The organism is Pantoea sp. CFCC18179, from assembly GCF_059412405.1.
Map to the genome: position 1 here is coordinate 120,238 of NZ_JBNBPM010000006.1, position 21,089 is coordinate 141,326.

Here is a 21,089-nt window from a genome sequence, read left to right on the forward strand (position 1 = left end):
AAACGGCGACTAATTTGGCTGAATTAGCGCATCAGGGCAAGAATTTTCTGCACGCTGAAATACTTGCAGTAGGTAGGGTTAATGCCGTCATACGAAGTTGTTAATCAGTGTTAAATGTTGCTGAGTGGCATTATATCAGGATAAAGATGTCAATTGGAGATCTGGAAGGTGCTTTTCCTGATATAAACTGCGAAATGGTTATTTAGCAGCATATAACACCATTGAACAGCAATTAAGCAGAAAATAGGCTGTCACATGTCCACTTATTAAGCATATTAGCTTGATTGCTGAGCACAATAAGCAGTTAAAAGCTTCCAGAACGCTAATTTGTTGATCTTGCGCACATAACTACGAATTAATTAAAACCGTAAAAGAAGTAATCGATTGCGTGGCTGACAAGTGGCGAAGATTAGCGCGATAAACCGTAAGTTTAGCCAGATAAAAGTGCGGATTTTGTCAGAATTAGTCGCGTTTAAAACAGCAAAAATAGGTCATTCAGCGCTTTAGACAGCCAGACTACTTTGCTGTAACCTCCTTTTTTCCCTGAAAGGACGTAATCATGACGCAGTCGATTCGTGTCGCCCTGATAGGCGATTATCGTGCCAATGCCGTTGCGCATCAGGCCATTCCTCCCGCCGTGCAACTTGCCGCTAAAACCTTATCCCTTACCGTCAATGCCGATTGGATCGCGACACCCGAACTCGATCAGCTCAATCTCGCCGATTATGATGCGATTTGGCTGGTGCCGGGCAGCCCGTACCTTAATGATGAGGGCGTATTCGCCGCGATTCGTTGGGCGCGCGAAAGCGGTAAACCGTTTTTAGGTTCGTGCGGTGGCTTCCAATACGCGATTGTTGAGTACGCACGCAACGTGCTGGGTTGGGAAGATGCGGGACATGCCGAAACCGATAGCGGTGGGCGCTGGGTCATCGCGCCCCTGGCCTGCTCGTTGGTTGAACAGCGGGGCACGGTGACCTTCCAGCCGCATTCGCGCATTGCGCAAGCTTACGGTGCACTGGAGAGTGATGAAGGCTATCACTGCAATTTTGGTGTTAACCCGGAATTCAGCACGGCGCTGGCCACGCAGAATTTGCAGATCACCTCATGGGATCTGGAGGGTGATGTGCGCGGCATTGAATTGAGCGATCATCCGTTTTTTGTCGCTACATTGTTCCAGTCTGAACGCGCCGCATTGCAAAACCGCTTATCACCGCTGGTGGTGGCGTGGTTGCAGGCCGCTATTGCGTAAATGGGGCGTGTGGTTTGGTGCGCAAAAATGCGCACCCTACATCAGATCTGCAAGGTTTCGTAGGGTCGCCATTTATGGTGACCTGGTTTTCAATCCCATTCGCTAAGTTTTAACAACGGCTTATGCGCGCGCCCCGATTGCTGATAACAGCGAATCGCCTCCTGCCATTGCGCTATAGGAAAAATCTCCACCTCACCACATTCACTGCTGCGCAACAGCGGCCACAGTTCGATAAACAATTGCTGCCAATCCTGATGCGCTAAATTTTCGAGTGAATGTCGCACGTGAAACCAATGCAGCGCTGGACGCACCGCCGTCACCTGCAGCGGTTTGCCGCTCAACACGCCATAGGCAACAAACTGCGCCTCTAACGGCAGCGACTGCCATAGCAGTTGGCCGATTTCGCCGCCCACCGCATCAAACACCAGATCACAGCGTTGCGCGGCGGCAGTAACCGCATCACGCTGCGTCTCCAGCAATGTATCAATGCCCAACGCCTGCAACCTTTTGGCATGCATGGGCGCACGGTGAATCGCCGTCACGGAACCTGCGCCCATCTGTCGAGCCCATTGCGCCAGTAACAGAGCACAGGCAGAGCCGCCGGCGGTGATCAGCACACGTTTGTTCTTCGGCGACCATTGTTTCAGCATCAACCATGCTGCAATGGGATTGATATAGGCGCGCGCCGCCAGCGTACTGCTGATATCTGCCGGAACGGGGATTGCCAGCAGCGGATCGCAATCGATATAACGCTGCCAGGTGCCATCGCTGCGCAGTGGCAACACGCGCTGCCCTAATAAATGAGCAAAAGCGGGCGGCGCAGTAATCACCTTGCCAACGCCTTCATAACCGGCGATCAGCGGTGGCTGAACACGATGGCGATAGGCGCCAGTAATCGGAATCAGATCGGAGGCGTTGATCGGGGCAAACTGCATGGCAACGCGCAGCTTTTCCGGCGCGCAAGGTAATAAAGAGGAAGATTCCAGCGCGAGCACGCTGAGCGGATCGCCAAACTGCCGATAAACGAGCGCAAGGTTGTCGTTTATCGGCAGCGACTCAGAGTTCGGTTTTGGCGTCGAATTCACACAAATCTTCGATCAAGCAAGAACCGCAGCGAGGCTTACGCGCCACGCAGGTATAGCGACCGTGCAGGATTAACCAATGATGACAATCGACTTTGAAAGCGGCCGGCACTACTTTCAGCAATTTCTCTTCGACTTCTTCGACATTCTTGCCCGGCGCAAAGCGGGTACGATTGCTGACGCGGAAAATGTGCGTATCCACCGCGATAGTCGGCCAGCCAAAAGCGGTATTCAGCACCACGTTAGCGGTTTTGCGTCCCACGCCCGGCAAGGCTTCTAGCGCTGCACGATCTTCCGGCACTTCGCCGCCGTGCTGTTCCAGCAGAATGCGGCAAGTCTTGATGACGTTTTCGGTCTTGCTGTTAAACAAGCCGATAGTTTTGATGTACTCCTTCACGCCATCAACGCCCAACGCCAGCACGGACGCGGGCGTGTTGGCGACCGGATAAAGCTTGGCAGTAGCTTTGTTGACGCTGACATCCGTGGCCTGTGCCGACAGCAGCACCGCAATCAGCAATTCAAACGGTGAGTTGAAATTCAGTTCGGTGGTGGGATGCGGATTTTCATCGCGCAGGCGCGTGAGAATTTGCGCGCGTTTCTCTTTATTCACAGCGCTTTCCCGGTTGCACCTTGCGGCTCAGCTTCTGGCGCAGCAGCACGATTCGCCGCGCGCTGTTTCATTTTCTGATCAATCAGATATTTCGCCGCCAGCAGCATGCCGAGACCAATGAACGCGCCCGGCGGCAGCATAGCTAACAACATTGGGGAATCGAAATGCACCACTTCGATACGCAGCGCTTTGGCCCACGGGCCGAGCAGTTGATCCGCACCGTTAAACAGCGTGCCGCTGCCAATCAGTTCGCGAATCGATCCCAAGGTCACCATGGCGCAGGTCGCGCCCATGCCGATGGCAAAACCATCCAGCGCGGAGAGGGGAATGCTGCTCTTGGAGGCCACCGCTTCAGCGCGGCCCACCACGATGCAGTTGGTCACAATCAGCGGGATGAAGATGCCCAGCGACTGGTATAAACCGTAGGCGTACGCGTTGATCAGCATCTGCACGCAACTCACCACCGAAGCGATGATCATCACGTAAATCGGAATACGGATTTCCGACGGCACCCAACGGCGCGAGGCGGAAATGGCGCTGTTGGTGATGGTCAATACCAGCGTGGTGGCCAGGCCTAAACCGAGGGCGTTGGTGGCGGTTGAGGTTACCGCCAGTAGTGGGCACAGGCCGAGCAACTGCACCAGCGCGGAGTTATTTTTCCACAGGCCGCCGACCAGCAGATTCTTCGCTTCACTCATTTGCATCTCCACATTCAGGCAGCGAAGCGAGCTTCGCTGGCAGTGTTTCAATTAGCAGCGCGGTACGTTTGGTGGCATTCACCACCGCACGCGGCGTAATGGTTGCGCCGGTGAATTGATCGAATTCACCGCCGTCTTTTTTCACGGCAAAATTCTTATCATCAGCGCCATGGATCACTTTGCCATTGAAGCTGTTGATCCAGTCAGAAATACGTAATTCGATCTTATCGCCCAGGCCAGGCGTTTCATGGTGTTCTACCACGCGTACACCCAGAACTTTGCCGTGGAAATCGGCACCGACCAACATTTGAATCGCACCAGAATAGCCGTCTGGCGCGGTGGTCTCAAGCGCGGCAGCAACCGGCTGATCGCCTTTGCGCGCCAGATAGAGATGATGTGGTTTGCCGTTGCCCAGCGCGACCGCATCGGTAACCAGATAACACTCTTGCTGGATGTGATTGTCATACAGATCGGTCGGCACCACCTGATCCAGCAGGTTTTTCTGTTGGAGCGCCGTTTGATGTTCAACCGTCGGTTTAGTGACATAGTTCACCACCGCTGTGACGCCGGTGGTGATCACCGCGAAGGCGGCGAGCGTGACGGCATTTTTACGAATAGCGTCAATCATCTTCAATCCTTGCGATGGCCGTAAACGCGCGGCTGGGTGTAGTAATCAATCAGCGGTACACAAATGTTGGCCAGCAACACCGCAAATGCCACGCCATCGGGATAGCCGCCAAAGCTGCGAATCAGCCACACCAGTAAACCAATCAACGCACCATAAATCAGGCGACCACGATTGGTGGTCGAGGCGGTGACCGGATCGGTGGCAATAAAGAACGCACCGAGCATAGTGGCACCGGAGAACAAGTGAATCATCGGGGTATTCAGCGACTCAGGCGAGAACAGCCAGCCGAGCGTGGCGCAGAACGCCAGCGAGACGAGAAAACTCACCGGGATGTGCCAGCGGATAGCATTTTTCGCCAGCAGCAGCATGCCGCCTAGCAAATAGCCGAGGTTAATCCACTGCCAGCCCAATCCCGCTAATACGCCGGTGTAAATCGGTTCCGCCAGCAGCTGATCGGCGCTGTGTCCGGCACGCAGACCGGTTTTGAAGTTATCCAGCGGCGTTGCCTGGCTGATGCCGTCCACGCTGAGTTGCAACTGTTGCATGGTTTCTCCCGCCAACGTGTGATGGGTGAAAATCATGCTGAGGGAATCCATCAGGCCGGGTTTGATCGCCTGCAAACTATCGGGCGGCAGCCAACTGGTCATCTGCACCGGGAAGGAGATCAGCAACACCACGTAGCCGACCATCGCCGGATTAAACGGATTTTGACCTAAACCACCATAAAGCTGCTTGGCAATCACGATGGCGAAAAGGGTGCCCAACACCACTAACCACCACGGTGCTAACGGCGGCAGGCTAATGCCAAGCAGCAGCGCAGTGAGCAGGGCGGAGTTATCGGATAACGTTGGCACCACCGGCGTTTTACGCAGACGCAGGATCAAGCCTTCGGTGGCCCATGCGGTGGCGATGGCCAGCAATACCTGAATCAGAAACCCGACGCCAAAGAAATACCACTGCGCGGCCATGCCGGGCAGCGCGGCCAACACCACCAACAGCATGATATTGCCGGTACTGCGGCGGTTGTGGGTAAAGGGAGAACTTGCGATACGAAAAGCCATTTATTCCTCAGTCTTCGAAGGCTGCTGCTGCGCTTTACGCGCTTTGGCACGGGCGACCGCAGCGGCAATCGCTGCTTTACGTGGGTCGGCGGAGTCAGGAGAGGCAGCGGCCTCCACGTCAGGCGATACTGTTTCAGCCTGCTGCGCCGCGGCAGCGGCTTTTTTGGCTTTAGCACGCGCAATTGCCGCTTCAACCGCGGCTTTACGCGGATCAACATCGGCTTTTGTCGCTTCTGCTTCCGGCTCGGCTGGCACTGCTTCAACCGGTTGCGCAGCGGCGGCTTTTTTGGCTTTAGCGCGCGCAATTGCCGCTTCAACGGCAGCTTTGCGCGGATCAACATCGGCTTTGGTTGCTTCTGTTTCCGGCTCGGCTGGCGCCGCTTCAACCGGCTGCGCAGCAGCGGCTTTTTTGGCTTTAGCGCGCGCAATCGCCGCCTCAACCGCCGCTTTGCGCGGATCGATTTCAGCGGTTGCCGCGTCACTTGCCACTTCTACTGGCGCCGTTGCGGAGGCTTTTTTCGCTTTGGCGCGGGCAATCGCGGCTTCCACCGCCGCTTTACGCGGATCGCCAGATTGGCGGCTTAATGCTTGAGTTTCCGCTTGTTTCTCAGCCTGTTGCGCTAACGCTTGCGCATGGCGTGCTTCACGTTCTGCGGCTTCTTGTTCCGGCGTTTTTTCTTTACGTGCTTTGGCGCGCGCGACGGCAGCATCAAGCTCACCTTGATCGCTGCGCGCAGAGCGCTGTTTCGCTTGTTCATGACGCGCTTCACGCGCCAGTTTTTCGCGTTCTAAACGCGCCTGACGGGCTTCGAAACGCGCTTTGGCTTCGGCGGTGCGTTTCGCTTCCAGATCGATGGCGCGCAGTTCCGCCTTCTCCTGGCGATAATATTGCACCAGCGGAATGTTGCTCGGACAAACATAGGCGCAGGCGCCGCACTCAATGCAGTCATCGATGTTGTGCGCACGGGCTTTGTCGTGATCGCCGCCCTGGCTGTACCAGAACAGCTGCTGCGGCAACAGTTTTGCCGGACAAGCATCTGCGCAGGCGCTGCAACGTATGCAGGATTGCTCTTCCTGATCGCTGCCCATTTCGCTCGCTGACGGCGCTAAAATGCAGTTGGAAATTTTCACCAGCGGCACGTTCAGCGACGGCAGGGTGAAGCCCATTAGCGGGCCGCCCATGATCACCATCTGGCGCGATCCCGGGGTAAATCCAGCGTGTTGCAGCAGATGGCTGATCGGCGTGCCGAGACGTCCCCAAACGTTGCGCGGCCGTGCCAGCGCTGCGCCGGTTAAGGTCACCACACGTTCGGTGATCGGTTCGCCATCGACAATTGCGCGTTTCACCGCCCACGCGGTGCCGACGTTTTGCATCAAAACGCCGATGTCGGTAGAGCGTCCACCGTGCGGCACTTCGAGGCCGGTGAGGATTTGTGTCAGCTGCTTTGCGCCACCAGACGGATATTTGGTTGGGATGACGCGGATTTGCAGCTCACGATCGCCGCCCAGCGCTTGTTTCAGTGCGGCAATCGCTTCGGGTTTATTGTCTTCAACGCCAATCAATACGCGCTCGGCCTGTAATACCCAGGCGAGGATGCGACAGCCTTCTAGGACTTCAGCCGCGCAATCTTGCATCAGGCGATCGTCGGCGGTGATATAGGGTTCACACTCGGCGGCATTAATGATCAATGTCTTAACGCCGCGCAATCCGCCGCGCAGTTTAGTGGCGGTCGGGAAACCCGCACCGCCTAAACCGGCGATTCCGGCATCGTGAATGCGTTTGACCGCATCCTCACGCGTCAACGCGCGGAAATCCGGCTGCGGGTCCAAGGTGGTCCAGCGATCTTCGCCATCGGCGCGCAGGAAAATACACAGTTCCGACAAGCCTGAAGGGTGCGCTGTCATATGCGGCGCGATATCTTCGATGGTGCCTGAGGTCGGCGCGTGCACTGGCAGCATGCGTCCGCCGCCAAAGGTCAGCGGCTGGCCGCGCAGCACTTTATCGCCGGGCGCAACGCAGATCTCACCTTCATGGCCGATGTGCTGTTTTAGCGGAATAATAAAGCGTTCAGGCAGCGGCAACTGGCTCAGCGGCGTGCCGTTGGACTGTGTTTTCATTTCCGGCGGATGAATGCCGCCCTGAAAATCCCACAGTTTCTCTTTGCGAAACAGGTTGAACAAATTAAGCATGGGTTTCTACCGGGATCACCCGTACAGGAATGGTGTCGAGATTCCACTTCCAGTTGGCCGTGGTGGTGGCAACCGGACGCATCTCAATGCAGTCGGTCGGGCAAGGGGCAACGCACAGATCGCAGCCGGTACATACGTCGCTCAGCACGGTGTGCATGGCGCGCGTGGCACCGACAATCGCATCGACCGGGCAAGCCTGAATACATTTGGTGCAACCGATGCAGTTGGCTTCATCGATCCACGCCACGGTGCGTATCGGTTCCAGCACTTCCACGCCGCCATCCAGCGGTTGCGGTTCGACGTTGAGCAGCGCCGCCAGTTTGAGCATGGTTTGCTCGCCGCCGGGCGCACACTTGTTGATGGCTTCGCCGTTATTACCCACAGCATCGGCATACGGACGGCAGCCGGGATAACCGCACTGGCCACATTGACTCTGCGGCAAAATTTCGTCGATCTGCTCAACGATGGGATCTTCTTCTACTTCGAAGCGACGCGAGGCGTAACCGAGCAGGGCGCCAAATATCAGCCCCAATACGGCAATCGCGCCAATGGCAATCCAAATCGCGGTCATTAGAATTTCACCAGCCCGGTGAAGCCCATAAATGCCAACGCCATCAAACCGGCGGTGATCAGTGCGATCGAATTACCTTTGAACGGGGCAGGCACGTTAGCCAACACCAGACGCTCACGCATGCCGGCGAACAGCACCATTACCAGTGAGAAGCCAACAGAGGCACTGAAGCCAAACATCGCCGCTTGCAAAAAGGTGTGATTGAGGTTCACGCTCAGCAACGGCACGCCCAGTACGGCGCAGTTGGTGGTGATCAGCGGCAAGAAAATACCCAGCAGGCGATACAGCGACGGGCTGGTTTTGCGTACTACCATTTCGGTGAACTGCACTACCACCGCGATCACTAAGATGTAGGCGAGGGTGCGCAGATAAACCAGATCAAGCGGCACTAAAATCAGGTGATTCACCAGCCAGGCACAAATCGCCGCCAGCGTGATCACGAAGGTGGTGGCAAGTCCCATGCCAATGGCCGTTTCCAATTTTTTTGACACGCCCATAAAGGGACAGAGGCCGAGGAATTTTACCAACACGAAGTTGTTCACCAGCACAGTGCCAACAAAGAGAAGTAGATAGTCGGTCATTATTTAACCTGGAAAGCCGAAAGGCGTCTATTATCCGGAATTGAGAGCTGCATCTCAACCTTCACGCAGTTTGTGTGGTGGTTGAGAGCACTCAGAATTAAATTGCTGACGAAACTCGCGTCATTATGGCTGGATAAACGTCTGTTTGACGCGCTGCGAGCGCTTTAAATAGGGCACAAACACCGCCGCAGCCAACAACGACAGCAACAAGGTCTGAATCGCTTTGCCATCTGCCACTGGCGTGAAGGCGAAGGTTTTCAATGCCAGCAGGATGGTCATCAGCAACCACAGAATGTAATGGCGCGGTAAGCGACGCGAACGTTTACAGAAAATCCAGCACACCCAAATGCTGTACAGCCACACCACCGACGCGGTTAGCAACGAAATTGACCATTGCGTTAACAGCATGCCGCCATGAGAGAACAGCGTGGCACGCAATTCAGTATCAAACAGTGGGCTTAAATACATCGCCACCACCAACGCGCTGGTCAGCATTGTCATGATCAGCCACGCCAGTGGCAGCAGCAGCCAGCCAGCAATACGCGGCGGGTTCACCTGTTCGGTCATGTTAAGAATCCTGTTTCAAAGCAAGAGGGCGATGCAGAGCGTATCATGTCCAAACGGGGCACGCCCGATATGGACAACGCAGAAGCGCAGATGATGAGAGGGGAAATCAATTAGATCACGTAGCGCCATACGGTTTTTGGCACACGACCCAGGTCGTATAAACGTCCGCCGGAAACCAATTCGGCACGGCGATGGTCGGCAGCGCGATACATATTGATAATCTCATTATCATCAGTCAGCGAATAATTAAGATGGTCGTAGAGTTTTTCCAGACTATCGAGATTATTCACTTTGCGGAATTTCATCAGGTAATCTAACGCAGTCATGATTGCCATTTAAAAAATAGAGTACTCGGAAGTGCCCAAGTATAGGGAGCACGAAGCCAGAGTCCATACACGGCAGTTAAAAAAACGCAAAAATCAGACAACAAGTGCTAATTCGCTCATCAACGGAGATTTTTTCCGCCTTTCATGCATGAAAATGCGCCTTTTTGGTGCGTGCTGAGGCAAATTCAGCCCCGGTTTTATTAGGTATGTGAGAAAACCTCACACGCTTATTACGCATATTGTTCGCCGCTATTTTTATTCATCTAAACGCTATTTATTGATTAACGCAGCGTGAATTTACGTTAATTATTCCCGCCAGGTAGGCAAATTAATGAATACAGCATGAAACCCCAGATCGCATTGTGTGCGAACTATCACAAATCCAATAATTGATTGCCTGCTCAAGCAGTAACCATTCTTTACGCGTCCGCTGTAATCGTTTCCAGTAGCAGTAAGCATAACCGATTCTGTTTATTACATTTATTTAACCTCAATCAACACATTATGCAGGCGATTTGTCCATAACGTGATGGACATGCATGCCTTGCAGGTTCGCGTAACTCCTTTAAATCACTCTGATTTGTGAACTATGTCGCGCTTGTTTCGTGGCTTTTACGCCAGGCTTAATTCGCGTTTTGTACCCCTACAACACACTCCCTTCAGAGGAATGAAATTATGTGGAAACGTTTACTCTTGACCGCCATGGTGAGTTCAGCACTCAGTACTTCGGTGCTGGCGGCTGATATGACGGTGGGCTTCTCACAGGTTGGCTCGGAATCTGGCTGGCGTTCAGCTGAAACCAATGTGGCGAAAAGTGAAGCGCAAAAGCGTGGCATCACCCTGAAAATCGCCGATGGTCAGCAGAAACAAGAGAACCAAATCAAAGCCGTACGCTCCTTCATTGCGCAAGGTGTTGATGCCATCTTCATCGCGCCGGTAGTGCAAACGGGTTGGGAGCCGGTGCTGGAAGAAGCCAAAGACGCCAAGATCCCGGTGTTCCTGCTCGATCGCGCCATCGTGGTGAAAGACAAATCGCTGTATATGGCGGTGGTCACGGCGGATAACGTACTGGAAGGCAAGTTGATTGGTGACTGGCTGGTGAAAACCGTCGCCGACAAGAAATGTAACGTGGTTGAACTGCAAGGTACCGTCGGCGCCAGCGTGGCGATTGACCGTAAGAAAGGCTTTGCCGAAGCCATCGCTGGACACAACAACATCAAAGTAATCCGTTCGCAGTCTGGCGACTTTACCCGCAGCAAAGGTAAAGAGGTGATGGAGAGCTTCATCAAAGCGGAAAACAACGGCAAAAACATCTGCATGGTTTACGCGCATAACGATGACATGGCGATCGGTGCGATTCAGGCGATCAAAGAAGCGGGCCTCAAGCCGGGTAAAGATATCCTGACCGGTTCCATTGACGGCGTGCCGGATATCTACAAAGCGATGCTGGCCGGTGAAGCCAACGCCAACGTGGAATTAACGCCAAACATGGCGGGTCCGGCATTTGACGCGCTGGAGAAATTCAAGAAAGACGGAACGATGCCGCCAAAAATCATCAAAACCGAATCGAAACTGTATCTGCCTGATTCCGCGCAGGCGCAGCTCGATACCAAAAAAGGCATGGGTTACTGATCCCCGCAACCGCCCTTCGGGGCGGTTTTTCATGACGTAAGGCGAGGTAGAACCTGATGAGCACCTCTGATGAAACCGCACTGCTGACCATCAGTGGCGTCAGCAAAGGCTTTCCCGGCGTAAAAGCGCTGGATAACGTCTCGTTCAGCATCCGCAAAGGCGAGATCATGGCGCTGCTGGGCGAAAACGGCGCGGGAAAATCCACCTTAATTAAAGTCCTAACCGGCGTTTACACCCGTGACGCTGGTAGCGTGACGTTGAATGGCAAGGCGATTGCGCCGCATAACACCGCCGATGCGCAGGAAATGGGCATCGGCACGGTGTATCAGGAAGTCAACCTGCTGCCGAATATGTCGGTGGCGGATAACCTGTACATCGGCCGTGAACCGCGACGTTTTGGCATGATCGACCGCAAACGCATGGTACGCGATGCTGATGCGTTAATGCGTAATTATGGCTTCGCACTGGATGTGACGCGTCCATTGGGACATTACTCGGTGGCGATGCAGCAGATCATTGCGATTTGCCGCGCAGTTGATCTCTCGGCGCAGGTACTGATCCTTGATGAACCGACCGCCAGTCTCGATGCCAATGAAGTAGAAATGCTGTTTACCCTGATGGCGCAGCTCAAAGCCAAAGGAATGAGCCTGATTTTTGTCACCCATTTTCTCGACCAGGTTTACCGCATAACCGACCGCATCACCGTACTGCGTAACGGCCAGTTTATCGCCACGCGCGATACCGCCACCTTGCCACAAATTGAACTGATCAAATTGATGTTGGGCCGCGAACTGCTGGAAACGGCATTGAAACGTCAGGGCAGCACGCTGCGCAGTAATCAGCCGGTCGTCTCGTTTGAGGATTACGGCAAGAAAGGCACCATCGAACCGTTCAGCCTGCAAGTGCGTCCCGGCGAAGTGGTGGGGTTGGCCGGATTGTTGGGATCGGGTCGCACCGAAACCGCGGAAGTGCTGTTTGGCATTCGCCGTGCCGATCGCGGTACCGCCACCATCAAAGGCAAAGTGCAGCACATCCGCACGCCCGCTAAAGCCTCGCGTTTGGGCATGGGTTTCTGCCCGGAAGATCGAAAAACCGACGGTATCATCGGCGGCGCATCGGTGCGTGAAAACATCATTCTGGCTTTACAGGCGCAGCGCGGCTGGCTGCGGCCGATTAAACGTCGTGAACAGCAGGTAATTGCCGAACGCTTTATCAAAAGTTTGGGCATTCGCACGCCACACGCTGAGCAACCGGTGGAGCTGCTTTCCGGCGGCAATCAGCAGAAAGTGTTGCTGTCGCGCTGGCTGGTGACCAAACCGCAATTCCTGATCCTCGATGAGCCGACGCGCGGCATTGACGTGGGCGCGCACGCCGAGATCATTCGCTTAATTGAAACCTTGTGCGCCGATGGATTGGCGCTATTGGTTATCTCCTCTGAACTCGAAGAGCTGGTGGGCTATGCCGATCGCGTGTTGATCATGCGCGATCTGAAACAGGTGGCCGAAATCCCGCTGGAGCAACTGTCGGTGGCATCGATTGTGAATGCCATCGCCGATGGAGGAGCACAACATGCTTGAATCCCCTATGACACACGACAAACCCGAACGACGTAAACCGAAGCTGCCGCCCGGCATGCCGCAAATTGTGGCGCTGATTTTGGTGCTGCTGGTCGATAGCCTGGTGGCGAATAACTTTTTTGCCATTCACATCCAGGATGGACGCTTGTTCGGCAGCCCGATTGATATCCTCAATCGCGCCGCACCGGTGGCGCTGTTGGCGATTGGCATGACGCTGGTGATTGCCACCGGCGGCATCGATCTTTCGGTGGGCGCGGTAATGGCGATTGCCGGTGCGACGGCGGCAACCTTGACCGTGGCGGGCCACAGCTTGCCATTCATTATTCTGGTCACGCTGGGAACCGGTTTGGCCTGCGGTTTATGGAATGGCGTGCTGGTGGCGCTGCTGAAAATCCAGCCGTTTGTCGCCACCTTGATTCTGATGGTGGCGGGGCGCGGCGTGGCACAACTGATCACCCAAGGCCAAATCGTCACCTTCAACAGCGACAGCCTGGCGTGGTTTGGTAGCGGTTCGTTGTGGCTGTTGCCGGTGCCGGTGTGGATTACCTTATTGGTGGCGCTGGCGGTATGGCTGCTGACGCGCAAAACTGCGCTAGGGCTGTTTATCGAAGCGGTCGGCATCAACCTGCGTGCGGCGCGTAATGCCGGGGTCAACGGCTGGCTGGTAGTGATGTCGACCTACGCGATCAGCGGAGTATGTGCGGCGGTAGCGGGTTTGATCGTGGCAGCGGATATTCGCGGGGCCGATGCCAACAACGCCGGTTTGTGGTTGGAGCTGGATGCGATTCTGGCGGTGGTGATTGGTGGTGCATCGCTGATGGGCGGACGCTTTAATCTGGTGCTGTCGCTGATTGGCGCGCTGATTATCCAATCGATGAACACCGGTATTCTGTTGTCCGGCTTCCAGCCAGAATTGAATCAGGTAGTCAAAGCGGTGGTGGTGATGTGCGTGCTGTTGCTGCAATCGCCGCGCTTTATCGCCATGTTGAAACGGAGACGTCCGAAATGATTAAGCGTCATTTGCCTTTGATGATCACGCTGCTGGTGTTTATCGCCGGTTATCTGTTTTGCCTGAGCCAGTTTCCCGGCTTTGCTTCCACGCGGGTGATTTGCAACATTCTCACCGACAACGCGTTCCTCGGCATTATTGCCGTCGGCATGACCTTCGTGATTTTGTCCGGCGGCATTGATTTGTCAGTCGGCGCGGTGATCGCCTTTAGCGGCGTGTTTTTGGCGCGCGCGATTGGCGATTACCATCTCGATCCGATTCTGGCTTTTGCTATCGTGCTGGCGATGGGCGCGTTGTTCGGCGCCATGATGGGTTGGCTGATCGACGCGCTGAAAATCCCGGCGTTTATCATTACACTGGCAGGGATGTTTTTCCTGCGCGGCTGTAGCTATCTGGTGTCGGAAAACTCGATTCCTATCGATCACCCGTTGTACACCACGTTGTCGAGCCTGGCATGGAAAATCCCCGGCGGCGGGCGTTTGAGCTTGCTGGCGGTGATTATGCTGGTGGTGGTGATTGGCGGCATTATCCTGGCGCACCGCACGCGTTTTGGTAATCAGGTGTATGCGATTGGCGGCAGTTTGACGTCGGCGCAATTGATGGGCGTTTCGACCCGTGCCACCACCATTAAGATTTATATGTTGTCCACGACATTGGCGACGCTGGCCGGGATTGTGTTCTCGATCTATACCTCGGCGGGTTATGCGCTGGCAGGATTAGGCGTGGAGTTGGATGCGATTGCGTCGGTAGTGATCGGCGGCACGCTGCTGTCGGGCGGCGTCGGCACGGTGTTGGGCACGCTATTCGGCGTGTTGATTCAAGGCTTGATTCAAACCTGGATCAACTTCGACGGCACGCTCAGTTCGTGGTGGACCAAAATCGCCATCGGCATTCTGTTGTTTGCGTTTATCGCGCTGCAACGTTTGCTGACTGTGATGTGGGATCGCCAGCAGAATGCGCCGGTTAAACGGATCGCGTCCTAACACAGGTTACATACCGTACGGTCGCCATTTATGGTGACCACTAATTTTATGCAAAAAGGCCGCGAATCATCGCGGCCTTTCTCATTGCTGAAATTTATTAACGCGCTAAACGGTAATACGCTTCATTCCAGCGCAGCGCATCTTTAAACGCCGGCAATTTGGTCTCTTCATCAATCACCAACACTTCAATACCGTTCAACTCGCCGTACAAATACATATCGTCTAAATCCAACGCCTGGCTGAACACCGTATGGTGCGCGCCACCGGCCAGAATCCATGCTTCTGAAGCGGTGGCCAGCGAAGGCTGAGCGCGCCACAGTGCACGCGCCACCGGCAGTTTAGGCAACGGCTTTGGCTGTTCAATCGCATCCACTACATTTACCAGTAAACGGAAGCGATCGCCCATGTCGATGACGCTGGCATTGACTGCGCGTCCGGCTGGCGTGGAGAAAATCATGCGCGCTGGATCGGCCTTCGCGCCAATGCCAAGGAACTGCACATCAATCAGCGGCTTCTCTTCTTTGGCGATTGAAGGACACACTTCCAGCATGTGTGAACCCAGCACCAAATCGTTGCCCGCTGAGAAGTGGTAGGTATAATCCTCCATAAACGAGGTGCCACCGGGACGCGTTCCCGCCTGCACTTTAAGGATGTGCAGCAGCGCAGCGGTTTTCCAGTCACCTTCACCGGCGAAGCCGTAACCCTGTCCCATCAAGCGTTGTACCGCCAAACCTGGCAATTGCGTCATGCCATGTAGCGTTTGGAAGTTGGTGGTAAACGCTTTGCAGCCTTCGGCGTCGAGGAAGCGCTTCAAACCTAGCTCAATGCGCGCGGCATCCAACACGTTCTGGCGTTTTTCACCGTTCACCGCGGCGACGTCGCTAAAGCGATACTGGCTTTCGTATTCGTCGATCAGTGCGTTGACGTCGCCATCGCTGACGCTGTTCACCACTTCGACTAAATCGCCCACGCCCCAACCATTCACCGCATAGCCAAACTGGATTTGCGCCGCGACTTTATCGCCTTCGGTGACCGCCACTTCGCGCATGTTGTCGCCGAAGCGCGCCACTTTCAGTTGCTGGCTGGCTTGTTTCGCCAACGCGGCATTGATCCAGCGACCGATACGTTGCTGGCTGGTTTTATCCTGCCAGTGACCGGTCACCACGCTGTGCTGCAAACCCATACGCGCGCCGATAAAGCCGAACTCGCGTCCGCCGTGCGCGGTTTGGTTGAGGTTCATAAAGTCCATATCCATGCTGTCCCACGGGATCTCCGCGTTGAATTGGGTATGGAATTGCAGCAACGGTTTATTCAGGATGCTCAAACCGCCAATCCACATCTTGGCGGGTGAGAAGGTGTGCAGCCAGGTAATGATGCCAACGCATTGATTATCATGATTGGCCTCGCGGCACAGCGCTAACGCTTCGTCCGGTGACTTCACCAGTGGCTTCAGTACCAGCGGCACCGGCAACGTGCCGGCCTGATTCAATCCTTCCATCACCTGGCGAGCGTGCTGCTCCACCTGACGCAACGTTTCCGCTCCGTAAAGATGCTGAGTCCCAATAACAAACCACACGTGCTGTTGCATAAACGTCTCCTTTACTTAGCGGATGCGGTGCGCGCGGCATATTGCGGTTCCGCCGCCTGGCACCAGTTTTGATAACGTTGATAAAGTTGCTGATACACCGCCACGCGCTCGGCGTTGGGTTGCAGCGTGACATCGATCGGGCTGGACATGACTTGCTGCGCCGCAGGCACATCGTCATAAACCTTGGCGGCGACCGCAGCAAAAATCGCCGCTCCCAGCGCACAACATTCGTCAGAGGCAACGATATCCAGCGGGCGGTTCATCACATCGCAGCACGCCTGCATGATGGCGGGAGATTTACGTGCGATGCCGCCGAGCGTCAGGATGCTTTGCACCGGAATTTGCTGCTGTTCGAAGCACTCCATAATCGCGCGTGCGCCAAAAGCGGTAGCGGCGATCAAACCGCCAAACAGCGCCGGCGCATCGGTTCCTAGATTGAGATCGGTGATGACGCCTTTTAAGCGCTGATTGGCATGCGGCGTGCGGCGACCGTTAAACCAGTCCAACACCACGGGAAGATGATCAAGTTGCGGATTGGCGGCCCAGGCTTCAGTGAGGTGACGAATCAGATCCTTTTGGAGCTTTTCAAGCTGAGGCTGGAGTTCTGGATGCTGCTGCGCGGCCTGTTGCAGCGGCCAGCTGAGCAAGCGGCTGAACCAGGCATAAATGTCGCCAAACGCCGATTGACCAGCCTCGCAACCAATCGCACCCGGTACCACGCTGCCGTCGACCTGGCCGCAAATACCGGCAATCGCCCGGTCGCCAACGGTTTCGCTGTCGGCGATCAGGATGTCGCAGGTCGAGGTGCCGATCACTTTAACTAGCGTGTAAGGTTGCGCACCGGCACCGACTGCGCCCATATGGCAATCAAAGGCCCCGCCAGACAGGATCACCTGTTCGGAAAGTCCCAGGCGCTGCGCCCAGGCTTTGCTTAAGGTGCCAACCGGCACATCGGCGGTCCAGGTCTCCTCGAACAGCGGAACATCAAGCTGTTCGACTAACAGCGGATCCAGCGCATGCAAGAATTCAGCGGGCGGTAAGCCGTTCCATTCCGGATGCCACAGCGATTTGTGTCCGGCGGCGCAACGTCCTCGCCGCAATTGCGCCGGCGCGGTAGTGCCGCTGAGCAGCGCGGGCACCCAATCACACAGTTCCACCCAAGACACTGCCGCTTCACGCACCGCAGCATCAGCGCGCGAAACGTGCAATATCTTGGCCCAGAACCACTCCGACGAATACACGCCGCCGATGTAGCGGGTGTAATCGTTGAAACGACCACTACGACACAGCTGATTGATCTCTTCGGCTTCTTCAATCGCGGTGTGATCTTTCCACAGCACGAACATTGCATTGGGGTTGCTGGCGAACTCCGGTCGCAGTGCCAGCACATTGCCGTCGCGATCGATCGGTGCTGGCGTGGAGCCGGTGGAGTCCACACCAATGCCCACTACGGCAGCGCGCTGCTGCGGCGTTAAGGCGTTAACTACGCTGACAATCGCTTGCTCCAGCGCATCGATATAGTCCTGCGGATGATGACGAAAGCGGTTGGCGTGCGCGTCGCAAAACTCCCCATTGGCCCAGCGCGCATAATTCACTACTGCTTTTTCCAGCTCTTTACCACTGTGGCATTCGACGGCCAGAGCACGCACCGAGTCACTGCCAAAATCCAGCCCAATTGTTATGGCGCCCGCACTCATCGGGATTCTCCTGTGTGAGTTATCTGATTCCATCCTGGAATGGGGCGGCTAAAGCAGTTAGTCATCGTCGGCTGAGAATATGCACTTTTCTGTCATCGACGTGGATGTGTGATCGGCAGCAAAAGTTAACGACTGGTTAAATTCGCTGAATATATGGACGTTTTTGTCATCGTTTTGGGATGTGATACCGCTCTACATTTTTCTGCGATTTTCCCGCTACAACTAGCCCAGCGTTTGCACAGCCCTTGTACAACCTTTGAGCTAACGCGCTGATTTTGTGAAGTGTCCGATTACGAATTTTGAATGGTAGCGTTTACACCGATTCGTTAATTACAGCTAAAAACACCATTGTGCCGGAGAGCATCATGCATAAATTCACTAAAACGCTGGCGGCGGTAGGTCTTGCTGCGGTTATGTCACAATCCGCTATCGCCGAGACCATGAAACTCGGTTTTCTCGTCAAACAACCGGAAGAACCTTGGTTCCAAACCGAGTGGAAATTCGCCGATAAAGCCGGCAAGGATTTGGGCTTTGAAGTGATCAAAATCGCCGTGCCTGATGGTGAGAAAACCCTTAACGCCATTGATAGTCTCGCCGCCAGCGGTGCCAAAGGCTTCGTCATCTGTACGCCCGATCCCAAACTGGGTTCAGCCATTGTGGCCAAAGCGCGCGGCTACGGCTTGAAAGTGATCGCCGTGGACGATCAATTTGTCACCGCCAAAGGTAAGCCAATGGACACCGTGCCGCTGGTGATGATGGCGGCGACCAAGATCGGTGAACGCCAGGGCCAGGAACTCTACAAAGAGATGCAGAAACGCGGTTGGGATGTGAAAGAAACCGGCGTGATGGCGATCACCGCTAACGAACTCGACACCGCCCGTCGTCGCACCAGCGGTTCGATGGATGCATTAAAGGCCGCAGGCTTCCCGGAGAAGCAAATCTATCAGGTGCCGACCAAATCCAACGATATTCCGGGCGCGTTTGACGCTGGTAACTCGCTGCTGGTGCAACATCCGGAAGTTAAACATTGGCTGATTCTCGGCATGAATGACAACACCGTACTCGGCGGCGTGCGCGCCACTGAAGGGCAAGGCTTTAAAGCGCCAGACGTGATTGGTATCGGCATCAACGGCGTGGATGCGGTGAGTGAACTGTCGAAAGGTTCCGCGACCGGTTTCTACGGTTCGCTGCTGCCAAGCCCGGACGTGCACGGCTATAAGAGCAGCCAGATGCTTTACAACTGGGTGACCAAAGATCAAGAGCCGCCGAAGTTCACCGAGGTGACCGATGTGGTGCTGATTACCCGCGATAACTTCAAAGCCGAGTTGGATAAGAAAGGGCTGAAGTAATCCCAATTATCCCCAGACAATACTAACAGGCAGCCAAAATGATTCGTGCTGTAGCAAGGCGGCCAGTGCACTTATCCCCGGGAGCTTACTTAAGTAAGTGACCGGGGTAAGTTCATGCAGCCAACGCAGCTACAGTGCGAAGTATGAAGGCTTAAAGGAGTCTCCATGAACACTGAACCCGCATTTCTGTCGTTTCATGGCATCAGCAAAACCTTTCCTGGCGTGAAAGCGTTGCAGGACATCTCATTCTCATGCCGCGCAGGCGAAGTGCATGCCTTAATGGGCGAAAACGGCGCCGGTAAATCGACGCTGTTGAAAATCCTCAGCGGCAGTTATCAGCCGAGCGCTGGCGAGATCCGCATTAAAGGCCACGCCAAAAGCTTCAACAATACCGTTGATGCGCTGGATGCCGGCGTGGCGATCATTTACCAGGAACTGCATTTGGTGCCGGAAATGAGCGTGGCGGAGAACATCTATCTCGGCCAACTGCCACACAAACGTGGTCTGGTGAATCGCAAATTGCTGCGCTATGAAGCCGGTTTACAGCTAAAAAATCTCGGCATGGATATCGATCCCGACATGCCGCTGAAGTACCTGTCGCTCGGTCAATGGCAAATGGTGGAGATCGCCAAAGCGCTGGCGCGCAACGCCCGCATCATCGCATTCGATGAGCCCACCAGTTCGCTGTCGGCGCGTGAAATTGAACACCTGTTCCGCGTGATTCGCCAGCTACGTGCGCAAGGTCGCACGGTGCTGTACGTCTCGCATCGAATGGAAGAAATTTTCGCCCTCAGCGATGCGATTACGGTGTTTAAAGATGGTCGCTACGTGCGCACCTTTACTGACATGAAGAACACCCATCACGACGATTTGGTGCAGGCGATGGTCGGCCGCAACCTGGGCGACATCTACGGTTACGCGCCGCGCGAACTCGGCCCGGTGCGCTTGCAGCTCGACAAGGTGGAAGCGAAGGGCGTGCGCATGCCGATTTCGTTGACGGTGCGCGCCGGAGAGATTGTCGGCCTGTTTGGCCTGGTCGGTGCCGGGCGTAGCGAACTGATGAAAGGGCTGTTTGGTGCCACTAAGTTGCGCGCAGGCACCGTGACGCTGGATGGCAAAAAGCTCAATATCCGTCAGCCTATCGATGCCATTCGCGCTGGCATCATGTTGTGCCCGGAAGACCGGAAATCCGAAGGCATCATTCCGGTGCACTCGGTGCGCGACAACATCAATATCAGCGCGCGTCGCCACAATCTCACCGCCGGATGCCTGATTAAACCGGGTTGGGAGGCGAAAAACGCCGACATCCACATTCGTTCACTCAATATCAAAACACCCGGACCGCAGCAGCTGATCATGAACCTTTCCGGTGGCAATCAGCAGAAAGCAATTCTCGGACGCTGGCTGTCGGAAGAGATGCACGTGATTTTGCTGGATGAACCCACGCGCGGCATTGATGTGGGCGCGAAGCACGAAATCTACAACCTGATTTACGCGCTGGCGAAAAAGGGCATCGCGGTGCTGTTCGCCTCCAGCGATCTGCCCGAAGTGATGGGCCTGGCCGATCGCATTTTGGTGATGCGTGAAGGCGAAATCGCTGGCGAGCTGACACATGACACGGCCACAGAGCAGCTGACGCTGAGCCTGGCGATGCCGAAAACTACTCAAGCGGCCGCCGTGGCCTGATGTAA

19 protein-coding genes are annotated in these 21,089 nt (G+C 55.2%); 7 read left to right on the plus strand and 12 right to left on the minus strand.

The features are described 5' to 3' along the window. The first annotated feature begins 559 nt into the window (after window positions 1–559). A complete protein-coding gene (locus ACPUC7_RS13525) occupies window positions 560–1,249 on the plus strand; it encodes a CTP synthase C-terminal region-related (seleno)protein (RefSeq protein ID WP_494923293.1) in 690 nt (229 codons plus the stop codon). An 89-nt stretch (window positions 1,250–1,338) separates the two neighbouring features. On the opposite strand, the gene ACPUC7_RS13530 is transcribed toward ACPUC7_RS13525, so the two are convergent. From ACPUC7_RS13530 to ydgT, 10 genes are all read right to left on the minus strand, one after another. Then, window positions 1,339–2,334, minus strand: coding sequence for a zinc-dependent alcohol dehydrogenase family protein (locus ACPUC7_RS13530; RefSeq protein WP_494923294.1), 996 nt, complete (start codon window positions 2,332–2,334; stop codon window positions 1,339–1,341). Next, the gene (gene nth, locus ACPUC7_RS13535; RefSeq protein ID WP_494923295.1) at window positions 2,306–2,941 is read right to left on the minus strand and encodes an endonuclease III; all 636 of its coding nucleotides are present in this window, start codon (window positions 2,939–2,941) and stop codon (window positions 2,306–2,308) included. Before nth ends, ACPUC7_RS13530 begins: the two co-directional genes overlap by 29 nt. Further along, window positions 2,938–3,639: an electron transport complex subunit E gene (locus ACPUC7_RS13540; protein ID WP_343553595.1), complete on the minus strand. Its 702-nt coding sequence runs from the start codon at window positions 3,637–3,639 to the stop codon at window positions 2,938–2,940. The genes nth and ACPUC7_RS13540 overlap by 4 nt, the downstream gene beginning before the upstream one ends. Next, window positions 3,632–4,267: an electron transport complex subunit RsxG gene (rsxG, locus tag ACPUC7_RS13545; RefSeq protein WP_494923296.1), complete on the minus strand. Its 636-nt coding sequence runs from the start codon at window positions 4,265–4,267 to the stop codon at window positions 3,632–3,634. Before rsxG ends, ACPUC7_RS13540 begins: the two co-directional genes overlap by 8 nt. A gap of 2 nt (window positions 4,268–4,269) precedes the next feature. Next, a complete protein-coding gene (gene rsxD, locus ACPUC7_RS13550; RefSeq protein ID WP_494923297.1) occupies window positions 4,270–5,328 on the minus strand; it encodes an electron transport complex subunit RsxD in 1,059 nt (352 codons plus the stop codon). Further along, window positions 5,329–7,518 carry an electron transport complex subunit RsxC gene (rsxC, locus tag ACPUC7_RS13555; RefSeq protein ID WP_494923298.1) on the minus strand — a complete coding sequence of 730 codons (2,190 nt, stop codon included), beginning with the start codon at window positions 7,516–7,518 and terminating at the stop codon, window positions 5,329–5,331. Continuing rightward, entirely contained in the window at window positions 7,511–8,089 is a 579-nt protein-coding gene (gene rsxB / locus ACPUC7_RS13560; protein ID WP_494923299.1) for an electron transport complex subunit RsxB, read from the minus strand. The genes rsxC and rsxB overlap by 8 nt, the downstream gene beginning before the upstream one ends. Next, window positions 8,089–8,670: an electron transport complex subunit RsxA gene (rsxA, locus tag ACPUC7_RS13565; protein WP_494923300.1), complete on the minus strand. Its 582-nt coding sequence runs from the start codon at window positions 8,668–8,670 to the stop codon at window positions 8,089–8,091. The genes rsxB and rsxA overlap by 1 nt, the downstream gene beginning before the upstream one ends. Window positions 8,671–8,793: 123 nt before the next feature. Then, window positions 8,794–9,237 carry a DUF2569 domain-containing protein gene (locus tag ACPUC7_RS13570; RefSeq protein WP_343553589.1) on the minus strand — a complete coding sequence of 148 codons (444 nt, stop codon included), beginning with the start codon at window positions 9,235–9,237 and terminating at the stop codon, window positions 8,794–8,796. Between the two features lie 110 nt (window positions 9,238–9,347). After that, window positions 9,348–9,563, minus strand: coding sequence for a transcription modulator YdgT (gene ydgT / locus ACPUC7_RS13575; protein WP_036622212.1), 216 nt, complete (start codon window positions 9,561–9,563; stop codon window positions 9,348–9,350). 675 nt (window positions 9,564–10,238) lie between these two features. On the opposite strand from ydgT, the gene ytfQ reads away from it, so the two are divergent. The 4 genes from ytfQ to yjfF are packed head-to-tail and all read left to right on the plus strand — an operon-like array spanning window position 10,239 to window position 14,764. Further along, window positions 10,239–11,195, plus strand: a complete 957-nt coding sequence (ytfQ, locus tag ACPUC7_RS13580; RefSeq protein WP_100699935.1) for a galactofuranose ABC transporter, galactofuranose-binding protein YtfQ — start codon at window positions 10,239–10,241, stop codon at window positions 11,193–11,195. A gap of 56 nt (window positions 11,196–11,251) precedes the next feature. Beyond that, a complete protein-coding gene (locus tag ACPUC7_RS13585) occupies window positions 11,252–12,772 on the plus strand; it encodes a sugar ABC transporter ATP-binding protein (protein ID WP_494923301.1) in 1,521 nt (506 codons plus the stop codon). Continuing rightward, entirely contained in the window at window positions 12,765–13,781 is a 1,017-nt protein-coding gene (ytfT, locus tag ACPUC7_RS13590) for a galactofuranose ABC transporter, ATP-binding protein YtfT (RefSeq protein WP_494923302.1), read from the plus strand. The genes ACPUC7_RS13585 and ytfT overlap by 8 nt, the downstream gene beginning before the upstream one ends. Next, on the plus strand, window positions 13,778–14,764 hold the full coding sequence (gene yjfF / locus ACPUC7_RS13595) for a galactofuranose ABC transporter, permease protein YjfF (RefSeq protein WP_343553586.1): 987 nt from the start codon (window positions 13,778–13,780) through the stop codon (window positions 14,762–14,764). The genes ytfT and yjfF overlap by 4 nt, the downstream gene beginning before the upstream one ends. A 97-nt stretch (window positions 14,765–14,861) precedes the next feature. Here yjfF and araA read toward each other — a convergent pair whose 3' ends face one another. Both araA and ACPUC7_RS13605 read right to left on the minus strand, forming a co-directional pair. Beyond that, window positions 14,862–16,352 (minus strand): L-arabinose isomerase, encoded by a 1,491-nt coding sequence (gene araA / locus ACPUC7_RS13600; protein WP_494923303.1) that lies wholly within the window; start codon window positions 16,350–16,352, stop codon window positions 14,862–14,864. An 11-nt stretch (window positions 16,353–16,363) separates the two neighbouring features. Further along, entirely contained in the window at window positions 16,364–18,049 is a 1,686-nt protein-coding gene (locus tag ACPUC7_RS13605) for a ribulokinase (protein ID WP_494923304.1), read from the minus strand. Between the two features lie 365 nt (window positions 18,050–18,414). Between ACPUC7_RS13605 and ACPUC7_RS13610 the strand changes: the two genes are divergently transcribed. Both ACPUC7_RS13610 and araG read left to right on the plus strand, forming a co-directional pair. Next, window positions 18,415–19,398, plus strand: coding sequence for an arabinose ABC transporter substrate-binding protein (locus ACPUC7_RS13610; RefSeq protein WP_061720153.1), 984 nt, complete (start codon window positions 18,415–18,417; stop codon window positions 19,396–19,398). Between the two features lie 165 nt (window positions 19,399–19,563). Further along, window positions 19,564–21,084: an L-arabinose ABC transporter ATP-binding protein AraG gene (araG, locus tag ACPUC7_RS13615; RefSeq protein ID WP_494923305.1), complete on the plus strand. Its 1,521-nt coding sequence runs from the start codon at window positions 19,564–19,566 to the stop codon at window positions 21,082–21,084. The last annotated feature ends 5 nt before the right edge of the window (window positions 21,085–21,089 follow it).

Excerpts from the sequence above, each read along its gene's own strand:
- ACPUC7_RS13525 (WP_494923293.1), top strand. The coding sequence starts at position 560 with ATGACGCAGTCGATTCGTGTCGCCCTGATAGGCGATTATCGTGCCAAT.
- ACPUC7_RS13540 (WP_343553595.1), bottom strand. The coding sequence starts at position 3,639 with ATGAGTGAAGCGAAGAATCTGCTGGTCGGCGGCCTGTGGAAAAATAAC.
- rsxG (WP_494923296.1), bottom strand. The coding sequence starts at position 4,267 with ATGATTGACGCTATTCGTAAAAATGCCGTCACGCTCGCCGCCTTCGCG.
- rsxD (WP_494923297.1), bottom strand. The coding sequence starts at position 5,328 with ATGGCTTTTCGTATCGCAAGTTCTCCCTTTACCCACAACCGCCGCAGT.
- rsxC (WP_494923298.1), bottom strand. The coding sequence starts at position 7,518 with ATGCTTAATTTGTTCAACCTGTTTCGCAAAGAGAAACTGTGGGATTTT.
- rsxB (WP_494923299.1), bottom strand. The coding sequence starts at position 8,089 with ATGACCGCGATTTGGATTGCCATTGGCGCGATTGCCGTATTGGGGCTG.
- rsxA (WP_494923300.1), bottom strand. The coding sequence starts at position 8,670 with ATGACCGACTATCTACTTCTCTTTGTTGGCACTGTGCTGGTGAACAAC.
- ACPUC7_RS13570 (WP_343553589.1), bottom strand. The coding sequence starts at position 9,237 with ATGACCGAACAGGTGAACCCGCCGCGTATTGCTGGCTGGCTGCTGCTG.
- ydgT (WP_036622212.1), bottom strand. The coding sequence starts at position 9,563 with ATGACTGCGTTAGATTACCTGATGAAATTCCGCAAAGTGAATAATCTC.
- ytfQ (WP_100699935.1), top strand. The coding sequence starts at position 10,239 with ATGTGGAAACGTTTACTCTTGACCGCCATGGTGAGTTCAGCACTCAGT.
- ACPUC7_RS13585 (WP_494923301.1), top strand. The coding sequence starts at position 11,252 with ATGAGCACCTCTGATGAAACCGCACTGCTGACCATCAGTGGCGTCAGC.
- ytfT (WP_494923302.1), top strand. The coding sequence starts at position 12,765 with ATGCTTGAATCCCCTATGACACACGACAAACCCGAACGACGTAAACCG.
- yjfF (WP_343553586.1), top strand. The coding sequence starts at position 13,778 with ATGATTAAGCGTCATTTGCCTTTGATGATCACGCTGCTGGTGTTTATC.
- araA (WP_494923303.1), bottom strand. The coding sequence starts at position 16,352 with ATGCAACAGCACGTGTGGTTTGTTATTGGGACTCAGCATCTTTACGGA.
- ACPUC7_RS13605 (WP_494923304.1), bottom strand. The coding sequence starts at position 18,049 with ATGAGTGCGGGCGCCATAACAATTGGGCTGGATTTTGGCAGTGACTCG.
- ACPUC7_RS13610 (WP_061720153.1), top strand. The coding sequence starts at position 18,415 with ATGCATAAATTCACTAAAACGCTGGCGGCGGTAGGTCTTGCTGCGGTT.
- araG (WP_494923305.1), top strand. The coding sequence starts at position 19,564 with ATGAACACTGAACCCGCATTTCTGTCGTTTCATGGCATCAGCAAAACC.